18 protein-coding genes are annotated in these 18,672 nt (G+C 65.6%); 10 read left to right on the top strand and 8 right to left on the bottom strand.

Annotated features, from left to right (window positions below):
- The first annotated feature begins 8 nt into the window (after positions 1 to 8).
- Positions 9 to 632, top strand: a complete 624-nt coding sequence (locus ACEQZY_RS10195; RefSeq protein WP_370154005.1) for a TIGR02466 family protein — start codon at positions 9 to 11, stop codon at positions 630 to 632.
- 14 nt (positions 633 to 646) lie between these two features.
- Here ACEQZY_RS10195 and ACEQZY_RS10190 read toward each other — a convergent pair whose 3' ends face one another.
- The 6 genes from ACEQZY_RS10190 to ACEQZY_RS10165 all read right to left on the bottom strand — a co-directional run bounded on the left by ACEQZY_RS10190 (position 647) and on the right by ACEQZY_RS10165 (position 7,499).
- Positions 647 to 1,606 carry a class I SAM-dependent methyltransferase gene (locus tag ACEQZY_RS10190; protein ID WP_370154003.1) on the bottom strand — a complete coding sequence of 320 codons (960 nt, stop codon included), beginning with the start codon at positions 1,604 to 1,606 and terminating at the stop codon, positions 647 to 649.
- Positions 1,603 to 2,439 carry a hypothetical protein gene (locus ACEQZY_RS10185; protein ID WP_370154001.1) on the bottom strand — a complete coding sequence of 279 codons (837 nt, stop codon included), beginning with the start codon at positions 2,437 to 2,439 and terminating at the stop codon, positions 1,603 to 1,605. Before ACEQZY_RS10185 ends, ACEQZY_RS10190 begins: the two co-directional genes overlap by 4 nt.
- A 367-nt stretch (positions 2,440 to 2,806) precedes the next feature.
- Entirely contained in the window at positions 2,807 to 4,015 is a 1,209-nt protein-coding gene (locus ACEQZY_RS10180; protein ID WP_370153999.1) for a benzoate/H(+) symporter BenE family transporter, read from the bottom strand.
- Positions 4,008 to 5,162, bottom strand: a complete 1,155-nt coding sequence (locus ACEQZY_RS10175) for an aminotransferase (RefSeq protein WP_370153997.1) — start codon at positions 5,160 to 5,162, stop codon at positions 4,008 to 4,010. Before ACEQZY_RS10175 ends, ACEQZY_RS10180 begins: the two co-directional genes overlap by 8 nt.
- 73 nt (positions 5,163 to 5,235) lie before the next feature.
- The gene (locus ACEQZY_RS10170) at positions 5,236 to 6,057 is read right to left on the bottom strand and encodes a hypothetical protein (protein ID WP_370153995.1); all 822 of its coding nucleotides are present in this window, start codon (positions 6,055 to 6,057) and stop codon (positions 5,236 to 5,238) included.
- The gene (locus tag ACEQZY_RS10165; protein WP_370153993.1) at positions 6,054 to 7,499 is read right to left on the bottom strand and encodes a DHA2 family efflux MFS transporter permease subunit; all 1,446 of its coding nucleotides are present in this window, start codon (positions 7,497 to 7,499) and stop codon (positions 6,054 to 6,056) included. The genes ACEQZY_RS10170 and ACEQZY_RS10165 overlap by 4 nt, the downstream gene beginning before the upstream one ends.
- 223 nt (positions 7,500 to 7,722) lie before the next feature.
- Between ACEQZY_RS10165 and ACEQZY_RS10160 the strand changes: the two genes are divergently transcribed.
- From ACEQZY_RS10160 to ACEQZY_RS10150, 3 genes are read left to right on the top strand one after another with little or no spacing between them, the layout of a single operon-like run.
- Positions 7,723 to 9,129: a cytochrome ubiquinol oxidase subunit I gene (locus ACEQZY_RS10160; RefSeq protein ID WP_341702461.1), complete on the top strand. Its 1,407-nt coding sequence runs from the start codon at positions 7,723 to 7,725 to the stop codon at positions 9,127 to 9,129.
- Positions 9,126 to 10,133 (top strand): cytochrome d ubiquinol oxidase subunit II, encoded by a 1,008-nt coding sequence (gene cydB, locus ACEQZY_RS10155; RefSeq protein WP_341702462.1) that lies wholly within the window; start codon positions 9,126 to 9,128, stop codon positions 10,131 to 10,133. The genes ACEQZY_RS10160 and cydB overlap by 4 nt, the downstream gene beginning before the upstream one ends.
- Complete coding sequence (locus ACEQZY_RS10150; protein ID WP_371833203.1) at positions 10,081 to 10,245, top strand: DUF2474 family protein; 165 nt, start codon at positions 10,081 to 10,083, stop codon at positions 10,243 to 10,245. Before cydB ends, ACEQZY_RS10150 begins: the two co-directional genes overlap by 53 nt.
- Here ACEQZY_RS10150 and ACEQZY_RS10145 read toward each other — a convergent pair.
- Complete coding sequence (locus ACEQZY_RS10145) at positions 10,177 to 10,920, bottom strand: RNA pseudouridine synthase (RefSeq protein ID WP_341702484.1); 744 nt, start codon at positions 10,918 to 10,920, stop codon at positions 10,177 to 10,179. The genes ACEQZY_RS10150 and ACEQZY_RS10145 overlap by 69 nt on opposite strands.
- 147 nt (positions 10,921 to 11,067) lie before the next feature.
- Here ACEQZY_RS10145 and ACEQZY_RS10140 point away from each other — a divergent pair, with 147 nt between their 5' ends.
- Positions 11,068 to 11,559 (top strand): GNAT family N-acetyltransferase, encoded by a 492-nt coding sequence (locus ACEQZY_RS10140; protein ID WP_341702463.1) that lies wholly within the window; start codon positions 11,068 to 11,070, stop codon positions 11,557 to 11,559.
- Here ACEQZY_RS10140 and ACEQZY_RS10135 read toward each other — a convergent pair.
- The gene (locus ACEQZY_RS10135; RefSeq protein WP_341702464.1) at positions 11,546 to 12,784 is read right to left on the bottom strand and encodes an MFS transporter; all 1,239 of its coding nucleotides are present in this window, start codon (positions 12,782 to 12,784) and stop codon (positions 11,546 to 11,548) included. The two genes, ACEQZY_RS10140 and ACEQZY_RS10135, sit on opposite strands and share 14 nt — an antisense overlap.
- Before the next feature lie 327 nt (positions 12,785 to 13,111).
- On the opposite strand from ACEQZY_RS10135, the gene ACEQZY_RS10130 reads away from it, so the two are divergent.
- The 5 genes from ACEQZY_RS10130 to ACEQZY_RS10110 are packed head-to-tail and all read left to right on the top strand — an operon-like array spanning position 13,112 to position 18,559.
- Positions 13,112 to 14,212, top strand: a complete 1,101-nt coding sequence (locus tag ACEQZY_RS10130) for a TRAP transporter substrate-binding protein (RefSeq protein WP_370153990.1) — start codon at positions 13,112 to 13,114, stop codon at positions 14,210 to 14,212.
- 17 nt (positions 14,213 to 14,229) lie between these two features.
- Entirely contained in the window at positions 14,230 to 14,778 is a 549-nt protein-coding gene (locus ACEQZY_RS10125) for a TRAP transporter small permease subunit (protein ID WP_341702466.1), read from the top strand.
- Positions 14,765 to 16,090 carry a TRAP transporter large permease subunit gene (locus ACEQZY_RS10120; RefSeq protein ID WP_341702467.1) on the top strand — a complete coding sequence of 442 codons (1,326 nt, stop codon included), beginning with the start codon at positions 14,765 to 14,767 and terminating at the stop codon, positions 16,088 to 16,090. The genes ACEQZY_RS10125 and ACEQZY_RS10120 overlap by 14 nt, the downstream gene beginning before the upstream one ends.
- 38 nt (positions 16,091 to 16,128) lie before the next feature.
- Positions 16,129 to 16,953: a sulfite exporter TauE/SafE family protein gene (locus ACEQZY_RS10115; RefSeq protein WP_341702468.1), complete on the top strand. Its 825-nt coding sequence runs from the start codon at positions 16,129 to 16,131 to the stop codon at positions 16,951 to 16,953.
- A gap of 7 nt (positions 16,954 to 16,960) precedes the next feature.
- Positions 16,961 to 18,559: a gamma-glutamyltransferase family protein gene (locus ACEQZY_RS10110; protein ID WP_341702469.1), complete on the top strand. Its 1,599-nt coding sequence runs from the start codon at positions 16,961 to 16,963 to the stop codon at positions 18,557 to 18,559.
- Positions 18,560 to 18,672: the final 113 nt, after the last annotated feature.

Here is an 18,672-nt window from a genome sequence, read left to right as displayed (position 1 = left end):
GCCGGGCCATGACCCTGCTCAGCCTGTTTCCGACCCGCATCTACTCGGCGCCGCTGAAGCGCAGCGGTCTCGACCGCCTCAACCGTACCCTGATCGATGAATGCGACAGCCTGCGGCTGGCTGATGCCGCAGGCCAGGACTGGAGCGCGCGGCATTATCCGGGCGGTTACACGTCCTATGGCAGCCACGACAAGCTGCATCTGATCTCGTCGGGCTTTGCGGCACTGGAAAAGGCCATCGCACCCCATGCGAAAGCCTACGCGAAGGCACTCGGCTACGACCTGCGCGGCCGCCGTCTGGAAATGACCGACTGCTGGGTCAACATGATGGCTGGCGCGGTGGCCCATGGCCTGCACCTGCATCCGCTCAGTTTCATCAGCGGTACGTATTATCTGCAGGTGCCGCGCGGTTCGGCCGCGATCAAGTTCGAGGATCCGCGTCTCGACCGCCTGATGGCGGCACCGCCGAAACGGAGCGACCTGCCGCCGCGTGAGCGGCTGCATGTCAGTGTGAAGCCGAAATCCGGACAGGTGATCCTGTTCGAGAGCTGGCTGCGCCATGAAGTGCCGCCCAGCTTCACAAGGAATGAACGCATTTCAGTAAGTTTTAACTATGGCTGGACCGCAGGCTGACATGCCCCCGGCGATCAGGCGGTATCCGGTTTGCGGCCGCGCATTGAGGATTGCAGTCGGCTGCTGCGCATGTCGACCAGACCGAAATCCCTGAACCATTCCATCATTTCTTCTTCGGTATGTACGCCGTGATAGGTCGGCGTGTAGCCATCGAACATCGCCAGCGCCGAGCGGTCGTGGGTCTCGTGCCTGAAGGTGAAGGGCATCTGCCGGTAGAGGATCTCGAGCAGATGATTGTCGGGCCAGGTGCGGGCAAGGCCGGTGATCCAGTGGCACCATTCATTGAAGGCCTTGTGCGGCAGACGTGAGGTCAGGGGAATCCAGTGCTGCCGTTTGGCGAGATGCGGGCCGTAAACCCAGATGGCCAGTTCTCCGCCGGGGCGCACCAGCGGCACCAGCCGGCCAGCATACTCCCGGGTATCCGGCGTGTGGTGCAATACGCCGCAGGAGACGACGAAATCGAAGGTCTCAGGACGAAATGGCAGATTGCCGATATCAGCCTGCAGAACGATCGAGCGGTCGTGCCCCAGCAGGCAGTGATGGGCAACATCCACCGACAGGCTGAGGTCTGCCCCAATCACCCAGGCCCCCCATTCCGCCAGCAATTCAAGAAGGCGGCCGCTGCCGCAGCCGGCATCCAGCACCAGTTTTCCGCGCACGTCTTCCGGAGTTAATCCCGTTTTCGAGATGAAGTCGGTTTTGCTGAAATCGGAATTGTTCGGAGCGTCATGCTGCGCCGATTTGTACAGCGTCCACTGGAATGAGAAGGACCTTACATACTGGTCCGATGCCACAAAGCGGGGAACTCCGTTGACCACCGGTATCGAGGAACCATCGGCAAGGGTCAGTCGGTCTGTGGCAGCGGAGACAACCGGAGAATGGAAGATTCCGGCAAGCCGAGCGGCAAAGGCAGGATCCAGCGATTTTCCAAAGGCGTTGGTCAGCGAGGCAGGATCGGCAGCCTGAACGGTCATATACCCTCCGTGAGACAGCGCAGGGTTAAACCGGCCGGGGCTTGTTCATCTGCATCCTGCTCAACGATCGCCTGCAGGCCCGCCACAGTTGCTGCCGGTGCGAGTGTCGCGATCAGAATCGCCGCTGCATCGGCGTCGATCCGGCAGCCGAGCGGGATGTCGCCGTCGCGCAGTGCCGCAACGAAACCGGTCAGCCATGTCTGGTACTCCGCGGCCGTGCCGCAGGCTTCGGACATGCCGGCCCGGATGGATGCGAGATCGGACAGATGCAGGGCGGCGGATGTCAGTCCGGCTGCCGACCAGCTGAGGGACATATCTGCCCACACCTGGTCGCCGCCGCGCAGGATGGCCCGTTCGAGGCGCAGATGGCAATCCGCTGTGCAACCAACCGTCATTTCGATATGGGCGGGTCCGGCCAGCCATGGTGCGGTGACGGCATCCGCCTGTATTTCGATCCGGTACCAGTCATTCTCAGGTCCAGACCACTGCACAGCAATATGTTTCGCAAGGATTTCGCCAAAGCCGAGCGGCCGGCAGTCTATGCCGACCTCGGAGAGATGAAATCCGCCGGAGGCTTCCGGCACTGCAGTGCCGATCTGCAGGGCGGCGCCCAGATAGACCTGCAGCTTTGCCAGCAGCCAGAGGCCGAAATTGCCGGTTCCGGTGCGCTGCTTGTTAAGGCCGCGCAATGCGCTGACCTTCTTCATATCCTCGGTGAGCGTCTCGATCAGCTTGTAGTCACGGATTGGCCTGTCTGCCATGACGTTGTCGGACGGGGAGAAGAAGATCGTGTTCTCGACGTGCAGATAGCGCCCGCCGCCGGTCTTCGCCACCTCCTGGCCGCTCAGGGCTCTGGGATGTGGCAGCAGAACATCATCCTCCAGCAGAAGAAAGACTGAACGGCCAACCGTCGCATTCAGGAACCGGGTCTTCAGCTGGGTCGCGTATCCATAGGTGCCGAAGCGCGTGGCGGATTCGACGCGGCCTATCCGGGGCGCCCGGATGAAACTCTGCAGCAGCAGCGGAAGACCGCCGCCGAACTTCGACTGGCGACGGATGGTCGTCAGGAAGAAAACCGTCAGCGCACTGCTGCAGAGGAGGATCGAGAAGATGTTCCGGTCGGTCACTGGGCCTCGGCGCGACACACGGCGCGAATCGCTCCGGCAGCCTAACAGACGCTCAGCGGAGAGGCACCTGTCATCACAGGCCGGGCTGACGGTTGCCTCTTCTCCAGCGGCCGAGGGCCATGACGGCGCCGCCGGCAGCTAGGCCCCAGAAAGCGCCGCCGATCCCGAAGAAGCTGAGGCCCGAAGCGGTCACCAGGAAGGTCATCACGGCGGCCTCGCGGTCTTCCGCCTCCTTCATCGCCCCCAGCAATGCGGTGCCGAAGGCGCCCAGCAGGGCAAGGCCGGCCACCGCCTCGATCAGGATCGGCGGTGCGGCGGTCATGAAGGCCGTTGCTGCCTGCGCGCCGAGGCCGAGCAGGATGTAGGCGAAACCGGAAATCGCCGCCGCCCAGTACCGTGCCTTTGGGTCCGGGCCGGCCTCCTCGCCGGCACAGAGCGCAGCCGTGATGGCGGCAAGGTTGACACCATGGCCGCCGAATGGTGCCGCCAGCAGGCTGAAGATGCCGGTGGTAGTGAATAACGGACCCGGCGCCGGCCGGTAGCCATTTGCATTCAGGATGGCGATGCCAGGGATGTTCTGCGACGCCATGGTGACGATGAACAGCGGCAGCGCAATACCGATCATTGCAGACAACGGGAATTGCGGCATGACGATTTCGGCCCGCGGCCACAGGTCGCCGAGGCTGCCGGCCGGGAAAGTCGTGGTCGTTGCGATCAGCAGCGCGGCGACCAGCACGGCAACCGGAACCGCATAAAGCCGCCGGAGCTTCGCCGTCACCGCCCAGGCGATCACGATGGCCAGCCCCATGGCCGGCGCCTGGATCACGGCTTTTACCGGCGCGAGACACAGGCCGAGCAGCACGCCGGCCAGCATCGCGTTGGCCAGGGCTGCCGGAACCGCCGCCACCCAGCGGCCGAGTGATCGCCACAGGCCGGCCAGCACGATCAGCGCGCTGCAGACAAGAAAGGCGCCGATGGCGGCCGCAAAGCCGCCTTCCGCCATGCCGGTGGTGGCCAGCAGGGCGGCGCCGGGCGTGGACCAGGCGATGCTGACCGGCAGGCGGGTTTTCAGGCTGAGGATTACCGCGCAGAGGCCCATGGCAATGGACAGCGCCATCAGGCCGGATGCCGCTTGGGCCGGCGTGGCGCCCACGGCGGTCAGGCCCTTCACGATCACCGCAAAGGACGAGGCAAAACCGACGAAGGCCGCCAGCAGGCCGGCGGCAATTGCCGGCGCTGCCGGCGCCGTCAGCGGCAGGCCGGATGGCATTGCTTCAGCCATGTTTCACGAAGTCGGCGATCCGCGCGACGGCACCATCCAGCTTGTCGGTGCTCTTGGCGAAGCAGAAGCGGGCGACGCTGCGCACATGGTCGGCAGCATAGAAGGCGCTGACCGGGATGGCGGCGACTTTGGCCTCTTCCACCAGCCGGGTGCACCATGCGGCATCGTCGATATTGTTGGCGAGCGGGCTGAGGTCGATATTGAGGAAATAGGTTGCCCGGCTGGGCAGCACGGTCAGCCCGGCCTGCGTCAGCCCGGCGGCGAAGCGGTCGCGTGCCGCCTGCAGGTCGCGGCGCATGCCGAGGAAATAATCGTCGGTCTTGCCGAGGCCATAGGCCACGGCGGTCTGCAGGTTCGGCGGCGTGGTGAAGGTGATGAACTGGTGTGCCTTGGCCAGCACCTTCATGATCGCCGGAGCGGCACAGACAAAACCGACCTTCCAGCCGGTCAGCGAGAAGATCTTGCCGGCGGAGCCGATCTTGACGCAGCGTTCGCGCAGGCCAGGCAGGCCGATCAGCGGCTCGTGCCGGAGGTCGTCGAACAGCACATGTTCCCAGACCTCGTCGCAGATCGCTATGGCGTTGTGCTTTTCGAGATAGCGGCCGAGCAGTTCGAGATCCTCGCGCGGGAAAACGGTCGCGGTCGGATTGAGCGGGTTGTTGAAGATCACGGCTTTCGTCTTCGGCGAGAAGGCGGCCTTCAGGGCCGCCTCGTCGATGCGCCAGTGCGGCGGGCGCAGGGTGACGAATTTCGGCACGCCACCGGCACGCTTCACCAGCGGCAGATAGGCATCATACATCGGCTGGAACAGCACGACCTCGTCGCCGGGTTCGATCAGGGCCAGCAGGCTGCCGGCCAGCGCCTCGGTGGCCCCCGATGTGATCATCACCTCGCGCTCCCAGTCGAGGTCGAGGGCATGGAAGCGCCGGTAGTGCGCCGCCACCGCCTGGCGCAGTTCGGGCAGACCCATCATCGGCGGATACTGGTTCCATCCCGTCAGCACCGCTTCGGCGGCGGCGCGGCGCACATCCTCGGGCCCGGGATCGTCGGGAAAGCCCTGGCCCAGATTGATCGCCTGGTGCTGGATCGCCAGCCGCGACATGGTCTCGAAGATGGTGGTGGGGATGTCGGCGAAGATCGGATTCATGGCGAATGGTCTTTGTTATCTTTGCCGGCAGGGTGTAGCACGCGGCCGGTCGGCCCGGAAGCCGCCTTATCCCTCAGGCCGGCTGCGGTTTTACCGCCTGCCGACGCAGGATCAGCCGTCGCAGCATGGCCAGCAGCAGGGCCACGGCCAGCGAACCGGCGATGCCGATCACGAAGCCCGCCACACCGCCCAGTCGGCCGGGCAGCAGGATCAGACTGAGAAAGAAAGGCACATGGCTCAGCAGGCCGTATTGCGTGGCACGCAGGGCCGCCCGCATGCCCGCCGTTTCCAGTCGGCGCGGCATGAACAAGCAGACCACCAGCAGGGCGACCGGGAAGGAGGCAAGGATGCCGGCAATGCGCGGGCCCAGCAGGTCGGCCGTGCCGCTGATGAAGGCCACCAGCAGTCCGGCGGCAGCGCCGCGCAGCGCCACTTCATAGACCGGCGAGCGACCGCGCGCGGCCGGCGCGGTCAGGGGCACCCGGCGCCCGGCGGTCCATGCCAGCAGGGCGGCCGTGGCAAAGACGGCGAGCGAGACCGGCAAGGCGGCGGGCAGCAGGCGGATGCCAGCTGCCGCGATGGTCCAGGTTGCCAGGGCGGCCGGCAGGGCAAATGTCATCGGCAATCTGGCCAGCAGGGCGATGACGACTGCGAGAAACAGCTGCACGGCGCCGATGGTGGCGAGACTGCCGAGCGCGGCGTGGCTGGCAAAGGCCGGTCCGTCATGCACCAGCAGGAACAGGTAGGCGGGCGCCGTGACGATCGGCAGGGCCAGTACGATGCCGCCGATGAAGGGCGAAGCGCGCTCCATCAGCCAGATGACCCCGCCGACGAACAGGGCGGTGGCGATGCCGCGGGCCGGGATGGCCAGCCAGACGAGATCGTCGCCGGTCATTGCGGTCGCTCCGTGGCGGCCGGCTCCGGCGGCGGTGTTCCCTGGCTCAGCCTCTGGGTCGGGGCGAACAGGCGATGGCCGCTGACCTCGGCGCCGGCATTCGAGGGCAGGTGGATGAAGGCCAGCGCTGCAAACATTGCGACGAAGCCGACAGTGAAGAAGGCCGGACTGAAATCACCGGCCCCGATCTGCCCGGTTCCGTCGGCAGCGCTGACCGTGGCGTGCAGAACCAGTGCGCCGAGGCCGACCCCGGTGGACAGCGACAGCTGCTGCATCATGCTGGTGAAACTGGTGGCGCGGCTCATGCGGCCGGTCTCGATATCCGAAATGGTCAGCGTGTTGATGCTGGTGAATTGCAGCGAACGGAAGAAACCGCCCATCAGCAGCAGGCCGAGAATCAGTGCATGCGCCGTGTCTGGCCGGAACAGGCCGCAGATGGCGATGAAGCCGCCGCTGAGAACGGCATTGCCGATCAGCACGGTGCGGAAACCGAAACGGCGCAGGATCGGACCGGCCGCCATCTTCATGGTCAGGGCTCCGGCGGCCGAGACGAAGGTGATCATGCCGGATTCGAAGGCGCTGAGCCCGAAGCCGAGCTGCAGCATCATCGGCAGCAGGAAGGGCAGGGCACCGACACCGATACGGAACAGGAAGCCACCGACGATGCCGGCCCGGAAAGTCGGCACTTTCAGCAGCCGCAGGTCGAGCACCGGATGCGGATGCCGCAGGGCGTGACGGATATAGAGGCCGGTGCCGATCGCGCCCATGACCAGCAGGCCGGCGACGGCGGACCCGGGCAGCAGGCCGCGGCCGATGGTCTCGAAGCCGAACACCAGACCGGTCAGGCCGAAGGCCGACAGCAGGAAGCCGCGCATATCCAGCGGCGGCACGTCATCCTCGCGGATATTCGGGATATACAGCGTGACCAGAATCATGCCGAGCAGGCCGATCGGCAGGTTAATCCAGAAGATCCAGCGCCAGGACAGATAGGTGGTCAGGAAGCCACCGAGCGGCGGGCCGATCACCGGACCGATCAGGGCGGGCACGGTCAGCCAGGCAATAGCGCGCACCAGTTCGGATTTGGGAACCGATTTCAGCATCACCAGACGGCCGACCGGCACCATCATGGCACCGCCGAGGCCCTGCAGGATACGGGCACCGACGAGAGTCCAGAAGCTGTCGGCCAGGCCGCAGAGCAGGGAGCCGATGGTGAAGACGGCGATGGCGGCCCGAAAGACGGTGCGGGCACCGAAACGGTCGGCGACCCAGCCGCTGACCGGAATGAAAACGGCCAGACTGAACAGGTAAGAGGTAATGGCAAGATTGAGCCGCAGCGGGCTTTCGCCCAACGAGGCGGCAATGCTCGGCAGCGCGGTGGCCAGCACGCTGCTGTCGAGGTTTTCCATGAACAGCGCGCAGGCGACGATAAGGGGGATCAGCATGACAGAGGCACAAGCGGCGGAAGCCTGATCCTAGCCCGCAAGTGGTTTCCAGACCGTTGCAAATCCTGCAGGGGAGGCATTCGCCCCCGGGGAGTGCGACCGGCGGCCGCAGTGCGGCAATCCGCCCGCCGTATCTGCCTTGATCCGCATCGTCATCGCTGCATGTTATACATCGTCCGCGCGTGGAAGTCGCTGGCGGATGAGGCTAGCAACGGAGTTCCCGATGCACCCGCTGTTCGATCCCCTGTTTCTCGCCCGGTTGCAATTCGCTTTCACGGTCTCGTTCCATATCATCTTCCCGGCCTTCACCATCGGGCTGGCCAGCTATCTCGCCGTGCTGGAGGGTCTGTGGCTGTGGACGAAGCGGGATGTCTTCATCCGCATCTTCCGCTTCTGGCAGACTATCTTTGCCGTTACCTTCGGTATGGGTGTCGTGTCGGGCATCGTGATGAGTTACCAGTTCGGCACCAACTGGTCGGTCTTCTCTGACAGGGCCGGCCCGGTGATCGGTCCGCTGATGGGCTATGAGGTCCTGTCAGCCTTTTTTCTCGAGGCCGGTTTCCTGGGGGTGATGCTGTTCGGGATGAACCGGGTCGGCCGTGGCCTGCATTTCTTCGCCACCCTGATGGTGGCGTTCGGCACTTTTCTCTCGGCCTTCTGGATCCTCGCGGTCAACAGCTGGATGCAGACCCCGGCCGGCCATGTGCTGGCCCCGAACGGTCAGTTCGTGCCGGAAGACTGGCTGGCAGTGATCTTCAATCCGTCCTTCCCCTACCGGCTGGTACATATGGTGCTCGCTGCCTACCTGACCACCGCCTTCGTGGTTGGCGCAGTTGGCGCCTGGCATCTGCTGAAGGATCGCGGCAATGTCGCCGCCCGGATGATGTTCTCGATGGCGATGTGGATGGCGGCCATCGTTGCCCCGGTGCAGATTTTTGCCGGTGACCTGCACGGCCTGAACACGCTGAAGCATCAGCCTGCCAAGGTCGCTGCCATGGAGGGTCACTACGACAGCCATAATGGCGCGCCGCTGATCTTGTTTGGCCTGCCCGACAACGACGCGGCCGAGACGAAATATGCGGTCGAAATCCCGAAACTCGGCAGCCTGATCCTGACCCACGACTGGGATGGCCATGTCGCCGGCCTGAAGGCTTTTCCGCGCGAGGACTGGCCGAATGCCGCCGTGGTGTTCTGGAGCTTCCGTATCATGGTCGGGCTTGGCCTGCTGATGGCGCTGATGGGCGGCATCTCCCTGCTGTGGCGCTGGCGCGGGCGGCTCTACGAGGCGCCGTGGCTGCACCGGGCTGCCGTGATGATGGGGCCGAGCGGCTTCATTGCCGTGCTGGCCGGCTGGGTGACCACAGAAGTCGGCCGCCAGCCCTGGACGATCTATGGCCTGCTGCGCACCGCTGACTCCGTGTCGCCCATCGGCCTGCCCGGCGTGGCCACTTCGCTTCTGGCCTTCGTGGTGGTTTACTTTCTCGTTTTCGGGGCCGGCATTTTCTACCTGTTCCGCCTGATGGGGCGGCCGCCGGGTATCGAGGTGGCGGAACCGCCACTGCCGGAAGCGCCCTTGCGCAGCACCAGCGGGGCACCAGTGGTTGATCTGCTGGCAGAGGAGAAACCATGACCATCGACCTGCCGTTGATCTGGGCCGGCCTGATCGCCTTCGCGGTGCTGGCCTATGTGGTGCTGGATGGTTTCGACCTTGGCATCGGCATTCTCTTTCCGCTGTTCCGCGAGGAACGCCAACGCGACCGGCTGATGAATTCGGTGGCCCCGGTCTGGGACGGCAACGAGACCTGGCTGGTGCTGGGCGGCGGTGGCCTGCTAGCGGCCTTTCCACTGGCTTACGCGATTGTGCTGCCGGCGCTCTATGCGCCGCTGACCGCCATGCTGCTCGGCCTCGTCTTTCGTGGAGTCGCCTTCGAATTCCGCTGGCGCACCCGGCGCTGGAAGCGTGTCTGGGACTACAGCTTCGCCCTGGGTTCGCTGCTGGCGGCACTGATGCAGGGTATTGCGCTGGGAGGCCTCGTGCAGGGCATCCATGTGGAAGGTCGCGCCTATGCCGGGGGCTGGTGGGACTGGCTGACGCCGTTCAGCCTGCTGACCGGCGTGGCCCTGGTGGTCGGTTATGCCCTGCTGGGCGCGACCTGGCTGATCATCAAGACCGATGGCGCCGTCCAGGACCGCTGCTATCTGCTGGCGCGGCGGTTGGCGGTGCTGCTGGTGGCGATGATCGGCATTGTCAGCCTGTGGACACCGCTGCTGAATGCCCGCTTCCTCGATCGCTGGTTCGGTTGGCCGAACCTGATTCTCACTGCGCCTATGCCGGTGCTGGTGTTGGCGGCTGCCTGGCTGCTGTGGAACGGCCTGCATCGCCGTCACCGCGAGGCACAGCCGTTTTTTGCGACGCTGGCCCTGTTCGTGCTGTCCTATGCCGGTCTCGGGATCAGCTTCTGGCCGCTGATGGTGCCGCCCTCCATCACCATCCGCGAGGCGGCAGCGCCGGACGCCAGTCTCGGTTTCCTTCTGGTCGGCGCCGCCATCCTGCTGCCGGTGATCCTGGCCTACACGGCCTATGCCTACCGGGTCTTCCGCGGCAAGGTGGACGACCATGCCGGCTACCACTGAACAGCGCCGGCCGTTGTGGCGACGGCTGCTGTGGTTCGCCGTGCTATGGGCTGCCGGGGTTCTTGCCGTCGGTCTGGCCGGTCTGGCGATCCGCTTCATCCTGAAGAGCTGACCAGCCGCATTGCGCCAGCGCGGCCTGCATGTGGGGCGGCGGGGCAGCCATGACAGTGATGGGATCTCGCTTCGGATAGATCGGCAGCGTGATGCTGCGGCTGTGCAGGTGCAGCGGCAGGTCGCGGTCGGCTGCGGCATCACCATACTGGTGGTCGCCCAGCAGAGGGCAGCCCAGCGCGGCGAGATGCACGCGGATCTGGTGTGTGCGCCCGGTCTGCGGCCGGCATTCGATCCAGCTCAGCCCGCCGCCCTGACCGAGGACGCGATAGCCGGTTGCCGCCTGCTGGCCGTCCTCGGCGGTCACCATGCGCCAGCCGCCAGCCTTGGTGGACAGTTTCTTCAGCGGCAGGTCGACCCGCCCTTCCGGAGCGGCCGGCTGGCCGCGTGCAATGGCCCAGTAGACTTTGCCGACGCGGCCTTCCTGGAACAGTTTGCCCAGGCGGCGCAGCGCTTTCGGATGACGGCCAAGCACCAGGCAGCCCGAGGTGTCGCGGTCCAGCCGGTGCGCCAGTGCCGGCGGTTTCGGCAGGCCGAAGCGCAGATGCTGAAAATAGCGCTCAAGATTCTCTCCGCCGCCGGGCCCGGCATGTACGGGCAGGCCGGCGGGCTTGTCGAGAATCAGCATCAGCCCATCGCGATACAGCAGGCGGGCTTCCAGGTCAGCGGCGGTCAGGGAGGCGGTGGCCATGGGGCATGGCATGGACCGGACGGCGGCAGCCGTCAAGCCGTCTGCATGTTTCCGGCAGCGGTCCAGCTATAAGAAGGCTGCCAGTCCTCTGGTCGCTTGCCGGCCCGGCCCGGCATTCCCTAGGGTTCCGTCATGCTTCTGCCTGCGGGTTTCTCACTTCATGATTACGGTCCGGCCGATGTCGAGGCTGTGCGGGCCCTGCATCGGCAGGCATTCCGTGCACTGGCCGCCGGCCATCACACACCGGCGCAGATCGCCGCCCATGATGCGCTGGTCGCATCTCCCGCCTATGTTGAGGACCTGGCAGGCAGCAACCTGCTGCTGGCCCGCGATGGTGCAGGCCTGCTGGTCGCCACGGCCGGCTGGCTGGCAATGTCCGACCGGCCGGACACGGCGCGTATCCGCAAGGTTTTCGTGCATCCGGCATATTCCCGCCGCGGCCTGGCCACGGCTATGGTGCGCGCAGCCGAGACGCGGGCGGGGTCCGCTGGCCTGCCGCACCTGTTCGTGCGGGCCAACATCAACGCCGTGCCGTTGTATGAAACGCTGGGCTACCGCGCCGTGGAACCGGGCGTGATGCCTGCCGGCACCGAAGCCCTGCCTGTCCTGTTCATGTGTCGCTAGGCAGGGCGGACAGCCGCGGCACCGGCGAGGCCAGCAGGATCATTGCCTGCAAGGCGAAGGCGGTCGCGGCGGCCACGAGACAGGCTTCCATGCTCCACAGGAGGCTGACGGCGGCACCGATGCCGGCGCCGACGGGGCGGCAACCCTGTGCCATGGTGAACAGAGCCGAGACACGGCCCAGCATCGCGGCCGGGGTGACGGCCTGCCGCAATGTCGTGGTGCTGATCGTCCACAGGATCGGTCCGGCACCGATCAGCAGGAAGGCGAGGCAGGCCAGTGCCGGATGCGGCAGCCAAAGCGTCGAGACCATGACCATCGCGGCGATGAAGCCTGCCACCGGGCCGATTGCAACGACGATACCGAAGCGCAGACAACGCATGATCCGCGGTGCCAGCAGCGCGCCGGCCAGCATGCCAGCTCCGTAGAAAGCGAGTGTGAAGCCGGTTTCGCCGGCATCAAGGCCCAGCCGCTGCACGGCATAGGGCACGAAGACGGCCATCAGGATGAAGAATGCGGTATTGAACACCATTTGCGTCAGCAGCATCGGCAGCAGCAGGGGATGGCCCAGTGTGAAGGTCGTGCCATCCCGCAGGTCGCGTAAGGGGTGTCGCGCCGGTGCCGGTATCCGGGCGGGCTCGTGCAGTCCCCTCAGCAGCAGGGCTGCCGCCGTCGACAGCAGCACGGCGACGGCAAAGGCCGGGGTGGCACCGGTCCAGCCGACCAGCAGGCCGGCCAGGGCAGGGCCACCGGCAAAAGCCGCCGTGCGGGCGAGCTCGATACGGCCATTGGCAAGGCCAAGCAGGGCGCGTGGCACCAGTGCCGGAACCAGGGCGGGCGCAGCCACGCTGTAGGCGACTGTTCCGGCGGCACCGGCAAAGCCGAACAGCGCCAGCAGCGGCAGGCTGAGCAGGCCGGTGGCGGCGCAGGCGAGGATGCCGAGCAGAGACAGGGCACGCAGCCCCTCGGCCAGAGTCATCAGCAGCCGGCGCGACCAGCGGTCGGCCAGCAGGCCAGCCGGGATCGCCAGCAGCAGGAAGGGCAGGGTCTGCGCGGTTTGCAGCAGGCCGGTCTCGCCGGCGCCGGCCCCCATGGCCAGTACGGCCACGATCGGCGCGGCGGCCAGTGCCACCTGCTCGGCCGACTGGGCGGCCAGATTGGACCAGGCCAGACGGTGGAAAGCGGGCGGCAGGTCGCGGGCGGGGGCAGTGAGGATGGTTTCAGACATGATGGCATCGGCAGACAGGGGAAAGCGACCTGCGTTCTGCCGCACTGCAAGCCCGACCGGATATACGCATCTTGCTGTCTGATACGGAGTGCCTGGGTCGCATGGCCCGCCCGCACTGCCAATATAATTGGCAATGCGATCCCTATCTGTCCCAGAGCCGATGGTGATTGGTCCGCGGCAACGCGCAGCTGACTTTTCAAACAAGGCTGTACCAATTCAGCAGTGAGCCGATATCGCTGGCATATCGATTGCATACACGATGCAACGGACTGGATGCCTCTCCAGCCATTCTGGGCCAATGAACCCGCAACCAACGGAGCAAGATCCATGAAACGCCGCACCTTTGTGAAGGCGGGGCTGGCCGGCGGCGCTGCCGCTGCGTTTGCCGCGCCGAGTGTCGCCACCGCGCAGTCGAAGACCTTCCAGTGGAAGATGACCAACGCCTATGGGCCGGGCTCGCCCTTCTATGTGACCGGCCCGGGCAGCCCGATGGATTTCTGCGCCATGGTCAAGTCGATGTCGGGTGGTCGTCTGCAGATCCAGCATTTCGCCGCCGGCGAACTGATCCCGGCGCTGGAAGGTTTCGACGCCGTATCCAAAGGCACGGTCGAGATGAATGCCGCCAATGCCTATTTCTGGGCGGGCAAGAGCTTTGCGGCACAGTATTTCACCACCGTGCCCTTTGGTCTGAATTTCCAGGGCATGAATGCCTGGCTGTATCACGGCGGCGGTATGCAGCTGTGGGAAGAGCTGTACAAACCCTTCGATCTGGTGCCTATGCCGATGGGCAATACCGGCGTGCAGATGACCGGCTGGTACCGCAAGCCGATTACCGGCCTTGACGATTACAAGGGCCTGAAAATGCGCATTCCGGGTCTTGCCGGCAAGGTCTATGCCCAGCTCGGCGTGGACGTGAAGCTGCTGCCCGGCGGCGAAATCTTCCCGGCGCTGGAGCGTGGCGTGATCGATGCCGCCGAGTTTGTCGGTCCCTACCAGGATCGCCGCCTCGGCCTGCAGAAGGCAGCGAAATACTACTACACCACCGGCTGGCACGAACCGTCGAATGTCACCGAGCTGATTGTCAATGCCAAGGCCTGGGCCTCGCTGCCGGACGACCTGCAGGCGATCGTGCGCGCCGCGGCCGCGGCTTGCAACGTGCTCAGTCACACCTGGTGCGAGGCGACTAATGCCGAGGCGCTGGACGATCTGGTCAAGAACCACGGCGTCATCGCCCAGCCGTTGCCGCCGCAGGTGGTGGCCAAGCTGAAGGACGTGACCGAGCAGGTGCTGTCCGACGCCGCCGGCAAGGATGCCGCGGTGAAGAAAGTCCACGACAGCTTCATGAAGTTCAAGGCCAACCACGACAAGTGGGCCGGCATTTCGGAAGCGGTCTACCAGTCGCAGATTCGCGGCACGATGTCGCTCTGACGGCGGAGCGCAAGGTCATGGGACGCGTGGTGCGGGCGCTGGATGCGGTTGTCGAGGGTTGCGGGCGGGTTACCGCCTGGGCCGCACTGGCGATCGTTCTGGTGATGGCGACGAATGTGCTGCTGCGCTACGCGTTCAGTACGGGATCGGTGGCCATGCAGGAGCTGGAATGGCACCTGATGGCCCCGATTGCCATCCTGTCCATGGCCTATGCCATCCGGCATGACGGGCATGTCCGGGTGGATGTGATCTACAACCGGTTTCCGCCGCGCCTGCAGCGGGGAATCGAAATGGTTTCCTTCCTGCTGGTGGCGGCGGTTTCCGCCCTGATCGTCTGGCTGTCGATTCCCTACGTGATGCAGTCCTTCTCGGTCGGCGAGGGCTCGCCCGATCCGGGCGGTCTGCCCTATCGCTGGGTCCTCAAGGCCTGCATCCCTGCCGGTTTCGTGCTGCTGGTATTGCAGAGCCTGGCGGCTGCCCTGCGTGTCATTCTCACCGGGTCGGCAGCCCTGTCCGCTGCTGGCCAACCAGGTTCCATGGTTTCGCCCCGTCATGCCGCTGAATGAAATTCTGGCGATTGCCTGCATCGCCTCGTTCTTCCTGCTGCTCGCACTCGGTATCCCGGTCGCGCTGACCCTGGCAGTCAGCGGTTTTGTCTTCGGTTATCTCGGTTTCGGGGCGCTGCTGTTCAACCTGCTGCCGGCGCGCATCTTCGGGGTGATCTCGAACTACACCCTGCTGGCAATTCCGTTATTCGTCTTCATGGGTGTGATGCTGGAGAAATCCCGCATTGCCGACGAGCTGATGGATGTGATCGGGCATCTGGCCGGAAGCCTGCGTGGCGGCATGGGTATCGGCCTCGTGCTGGTCGGCGTCCTGATGGGGGCAACCACCGGCGTGGTCGGTGCCACCATCGTCACCCTCGGCCTACTGACCCTGCCGGCCCTGCTGCGACGCGGCTATGACGCGCGGATTGCCTGTGGCGCGATCTGCGCCTCGGGCTCGCTTGGCCAGCTGATTCCGCCCAGCCTGATCCTGATCCTGCTGGCCGATATTTTCGGCGAGTCCGTCGGCACGCTGTTTGCGGCGGCCGTTTTCCCCGGTCTGCTGCTGTCGGCGGTCTACGTCATCTATCTGCTCGGGCTGGGCTGGCTGCGGCCCGACCTGATGCCGCCGGTACCACAGGCAGAGCGCGATGCCATGCCGCGGCGGGAACTGCTGGTCAAGGTGCTGCAGGTCGGGCTGCCGCCGGTCGGCCTCGTGATCGCCGTGCTGGGGTCGATCATCGGCGGCGTCGCGGCGCCGACCGAGGCGGCTTCCATGGGCGCTCTGGGCAGCATCCTGGTGGTGGCACTGGCACGCCGCTTCAGCTGGACGGTTCTGCGGGAGGCGGTCTATTCCACCACCCGGATCACCGCGATGATGTTCTTCGTGCTGATCTGCGCCCAGGTCTTTGCACTGGCCTTCCGCGGTCTGCATGGCGAGCAATTGGTCCAGGATGTCTTCCGATTGGTTCCGGGCGGGACCACCGGTGTGATCATCTTCATGATGGTACTGATCTTTATCCTCGGTTTCTTCATCGAATGGATCGAGATCAGCTATATCGTGGTGCCGCTATTCCTGCCGATCCTGCAGGCCGACAGTGTCAATCTGGTCTGGGTCGCGATCCTGATCGCGGTCAACCTGCAAAGCTCCTTCCTGACTCCCCCTTTCGGCTGGGCGCTGTTTTACCTGCGTGGTGTCGCTCCGCCGCAGGTCGCCACGCTTGACATCTACCGTGGTGTGGTTCCATTCATCGGACTCCAGATCATCACTCTGGTGCTGGTCTTCCTCTACCCGCCGTTTGCCACCTGGCTGCCGAAGGCCATCGGCTGGTAGCGGCCGGTTGGCACCAAGGGTAAAAAGGGCTGTTTCGCATGGACCTACCGCTTTCCGACCTGCTGATTTTCGGCGGCCTGCTGCTGGCGGCCGGTGCAGTGGCAGGCATAACGGCAGGCCTGCTCGGCGTCGGCGGCGGCATCGTCATCGTACCGGTGCTGTGGCATCTGTTTTCCAGCATCGGCATTGACGAGGCGGTGCGGATGAAGGTCGCGGTTGGCACCTCACTGGCCACCATCATCGTGACCTCGGTGACGTCGGTGCGGGCGCATCATCGGCGCGGCGCCGTGGATTTCGACCTGCTGAGGTCCTGGGGGCCGTGGATCTTCCTTGGCGTGCTGGCGGGCACCGCACTGGCGGGCGTGGTACGCGGGCCGGTGCTGACGGCGGTATTCGCCGTGGTGGCGACCGTCGTCTCGCTGCATATGGGCTTCGGACGTCAGGATTGGCGCATCGCCGAACGCCTCCCGGAAGGTCCGCCGAAAAGCGCGCTGGCCTCCGTGATCGGGGCCATATCGGCGATGATGGGCATCGGCGGCGGCACACTGAGCGTGCCGATCCTGACCCTGTTTGGCTATCCGGTGCATCGCGCGGTTGGCACGGCTGCGGCGATCGGTTTCATCATCGGCATTCCCGGCACCATCGGATTCGTGATCAGCGGATGGAATGCGGAGAATCTGCCGCCATTCTCGCTGGGCTATATCAACCTGATCGGCTTTGCACTGATCTTCCCGACCTCGTCGCTGCTGGCGCCGGTGGGGGCGCGGATGGCGCATGGCCTGAACACGAAGAACCTGAAGCGGGTCTTTGCCGTGTTCCTCGGCCTGACCGCCCTGCGCATGTTCCACGGCCTGCTGTTCTAGGCACGTCATGCTGAACACGCCCCGCGCCCGCCGTGGCATGGTCACGGCTCCGCATCATCTGGCTTCCGAAGCCGGCCTGCGCGTGCTGCGTGAGGGCGGCAACGCCATCGAGGCGACGGTTGCCATGGCCGCCACGCTGACGGTGGTCTATCCGCATATGACCGGCATCGGCGGCGACGGGTTCTGGCTGATTGCCGCGCCGGGGCAGGCCCCGGTGGCGATCGAGGCCTGCGGCCGCGCCGCCGCCGCGGCGACACCGGACCTCTACCGCCGCGCCGGTCATGACAGCATCCCCTGGCGCGGACCGCTGGCCGCCAATACCGTGGCCGCCACGGTCAGCGGCTGGGGCGAGGCAATGCAGCTGAGCAGTGAACTGGGTGGCCGCCTGCCGCTGTCGCGCCTGATGGAAGACGCCGTCTGGCATGGCGAGAGCGGCTTCCCGGTGACCGCCAGCCAGCAGGAACTGACCGCCGAGAAACTGCCGGGCCTGAAGGATGTGCCGGGCTTTGCCGCTGCTTTCCTGCCGGATGGCCGGCCGCCGCGCGAAGGCAGCCTGCTGAAACTGCCGGCCCTGGCGGCCACCCTGAAAGCCATCGGTGCCGGCGGCACCGAGGATTTCTATCGCGGTGCGCTGGCCGGAAGAATCGCTGCCGATCTCGCCGCTATCGGCAGCCCGGTGACCGGGGCCGACCTGGCCGCGCACCGGGCCCGCCGGCTCGCGCCGCTGTCCGTCGATATCCGCACAGCCGGCGGGGCGACCCTGTACAATTTTCCGCCGCCGACGCAGGGGCTGTCCTCGCTGATGATCCTCGCGATCTTCGACCGGCTCGGTGTCGGCGAAGCCGAGGGCTTCGACCATCTGCATGGCCTTGTTGAGGCCACCAAGCAGGCTTTCCTGGTGCGCGACCGCATTCTCGGCGATCCTGACAGCATGCCGGAGCGGGCGGAAGACTGGCTGCAGGCCGACCGCCTTGATGCGCTGGCGGCAAAGGTCGACCGCCGCACGGCCCTGCCGTGGCCGCAGCCGGCGGAAGCCGGCGACACCACCTGGATGGGTGCCATCGACGGCAGTGGCCTGATGGTCAGTTTCATCCAGTCGATCTATTTCGAATACGGGTCCGGCTGCGTGCTGCCCGAGACCGGCATCAACTGGCAGAACCGCGGCAGCAGCTTCACGCTGGACGGGAACGGTCCGCGCCTTCTGGCACCCGGCCGCATGCCCTTCCATACCCTGAACCCGGCCATGGCCCGGTTTGTCGACGGGCGGGAAATGGTCTACGGCACCATGGGCGGCGAGGGCCAGCCGCAGACCCAGTCGGCCCTGTTCAGCCGCTATGCCATGTTCGGCCAGAAGCTGCAGGCGGCGGTCACCGCACCGCGCTGGCTGCTGGGCAAGACCTGGGGCGAGGGCAGTGTCAGCCTCAAGCTGGAGGGCCGCTTCGACCCTGCACTTGTCACCGAACTGCAGGCGGCCGGTCATCTGGTGGAAAGGCTGCCGGATTTCACCGGTACCATGGGGCATGCCGGCGCGATTGTGCGGCATACGGATGGTATGCTGGAAGGTGCCACCGATCCGCGCAGTGATGGCGCCGTAGCCGGCTTCTGATGGGGTCTGCCTGAAAAAATGGCGCCGGCTGACCGGCCATTGGGCGGATATGGCGCGGCTGGCCGTTTAGGGCTGGACAAGCGCGCGGCATACCGATTGCATCGGGGCAGAGA

Source organism: Ferrovibrio sp. (genome assembly GCF_964218355.1).
GTDB lineage: Bacteria > Pseudomonadota > Alphaproteobacteria > Ferrovibrionales > Ferrovibrionaceae > Ferrovibrio.
Note: the sequence above shows the minus strand (reverse complement) of the source record. Positions and strands in the feature narration are given on the sequence as shown.

Coding starts and splice junctions, on each gene's coding strand:
- ACEQZY_RS10195 (WP_370154005.1), top strand. CDS start 9: ATGACCCTGCTCAGCCTGTTTCCGACCCGCATCTACTCGGCGCCGCTG.
- ACEQZY_RS10190 (WP_370154003.1), bottom strand. CDS start 1,606: ATGACCGTTCAGGCTGCCGATCCTGCCTCGCTGACCAACGCCTTTGGA.
- ACEQZY_RS10180 (WP_370153999.1), bottom strand. CDS start 4,015: ATGGCTGAAGCAATGCCATCCGGCCTGCCGCTGACGGCGCCGGCAGCG.
- ACEQZY_RS10175 (WP_370153997.1), bottom strand. CDS start 5,162: ATGAATCCGATCTTCGCCGACATCCCCACCACCATCTTCGAGACCATG.
- ACEQZY_RS10170 (WP_370153995.1), bottom strand. CDS start 6,057: ATGACCGGCGACGATCTCGTCTGGCTGGCCATCCCGGCCCGCGGCATC.
- ACEQZY_RS10165 (WP_370153993.1), bottom strand. CDS start 7,499: ATGCTGATCCCCCTTATCGTCGCCTGCGCGCTGTTCATGGAAAACCTC.
- ACEQZY_RS10160 (WP_341702461.1), top strand. CDS start 7,723: ATGCACCCGCTGTTCGATCCCCTGTTTCTCGCCCGGTTGCAATTCGCT.
- cydB (WP_341702462.1), top strand. CDS start 9,126: ATGACCATCGACCTGCCGTTGATCTGGGCCGGCCTGATCGCCTTCGCG.
- ACEQZY_RS10150 (WP_371833203.1), top strand. CDS start 10,081: ATGCCTACCGGGTCTTCCGCGGCAAGGTGGACGACCATGCCGGCTACC.
- ACEQZY_RS10140 (WP_341702463.1), top strand. CDS start 11,068: ATGCTTCTGCCTGCGGGTTTCTCACTTCATGATTACGGTCCGGCCGAT.
- ACEQZY_RS10135 (WP_341702464.1), bottom strand. CDS start 12,784: ATGTCTGAAACCATCCTCACTGCCCCCGCCCGCGACCTGCCGCCCGCT.
- ACEQZY_RS10130 (WP_370153990.1), top strand. CDS start 13,112: ATGAAACGCCGCACCTTTGTGAAGGCGGGGCTGGCCGGCGGCGCTGCC.
- ACEQZY_RS10125 (WP_341702466.1), top strand. CDS start 14,230: ATGGGACGCGTGGTGCGGGCGCTGGATGCGGTTGTCGAGGGTTGCGGG.
- ACEQZY_RS10120 (WP_341702467.1), top strand. CDS start 14,765: ATGCCGCTGAATGAAATTCTGGCGATTGCCTGCATCGCCTCGTTCTTC.
- ACEQZY_RS10115 (WP_341702468.1), top strand. CDS start 16,129: ATGGACCTACCGCTTTCCGACCTGCTGATTTTCGGCGGCCTGCTGCTG.
- ACEQZY_RS10110 (WP_341702469.1), top strand. CDS start 16,961: ATGCTGAACACGCCCCGCGCCCGCCGTGGCATGGTCACGGCTCCGCAT.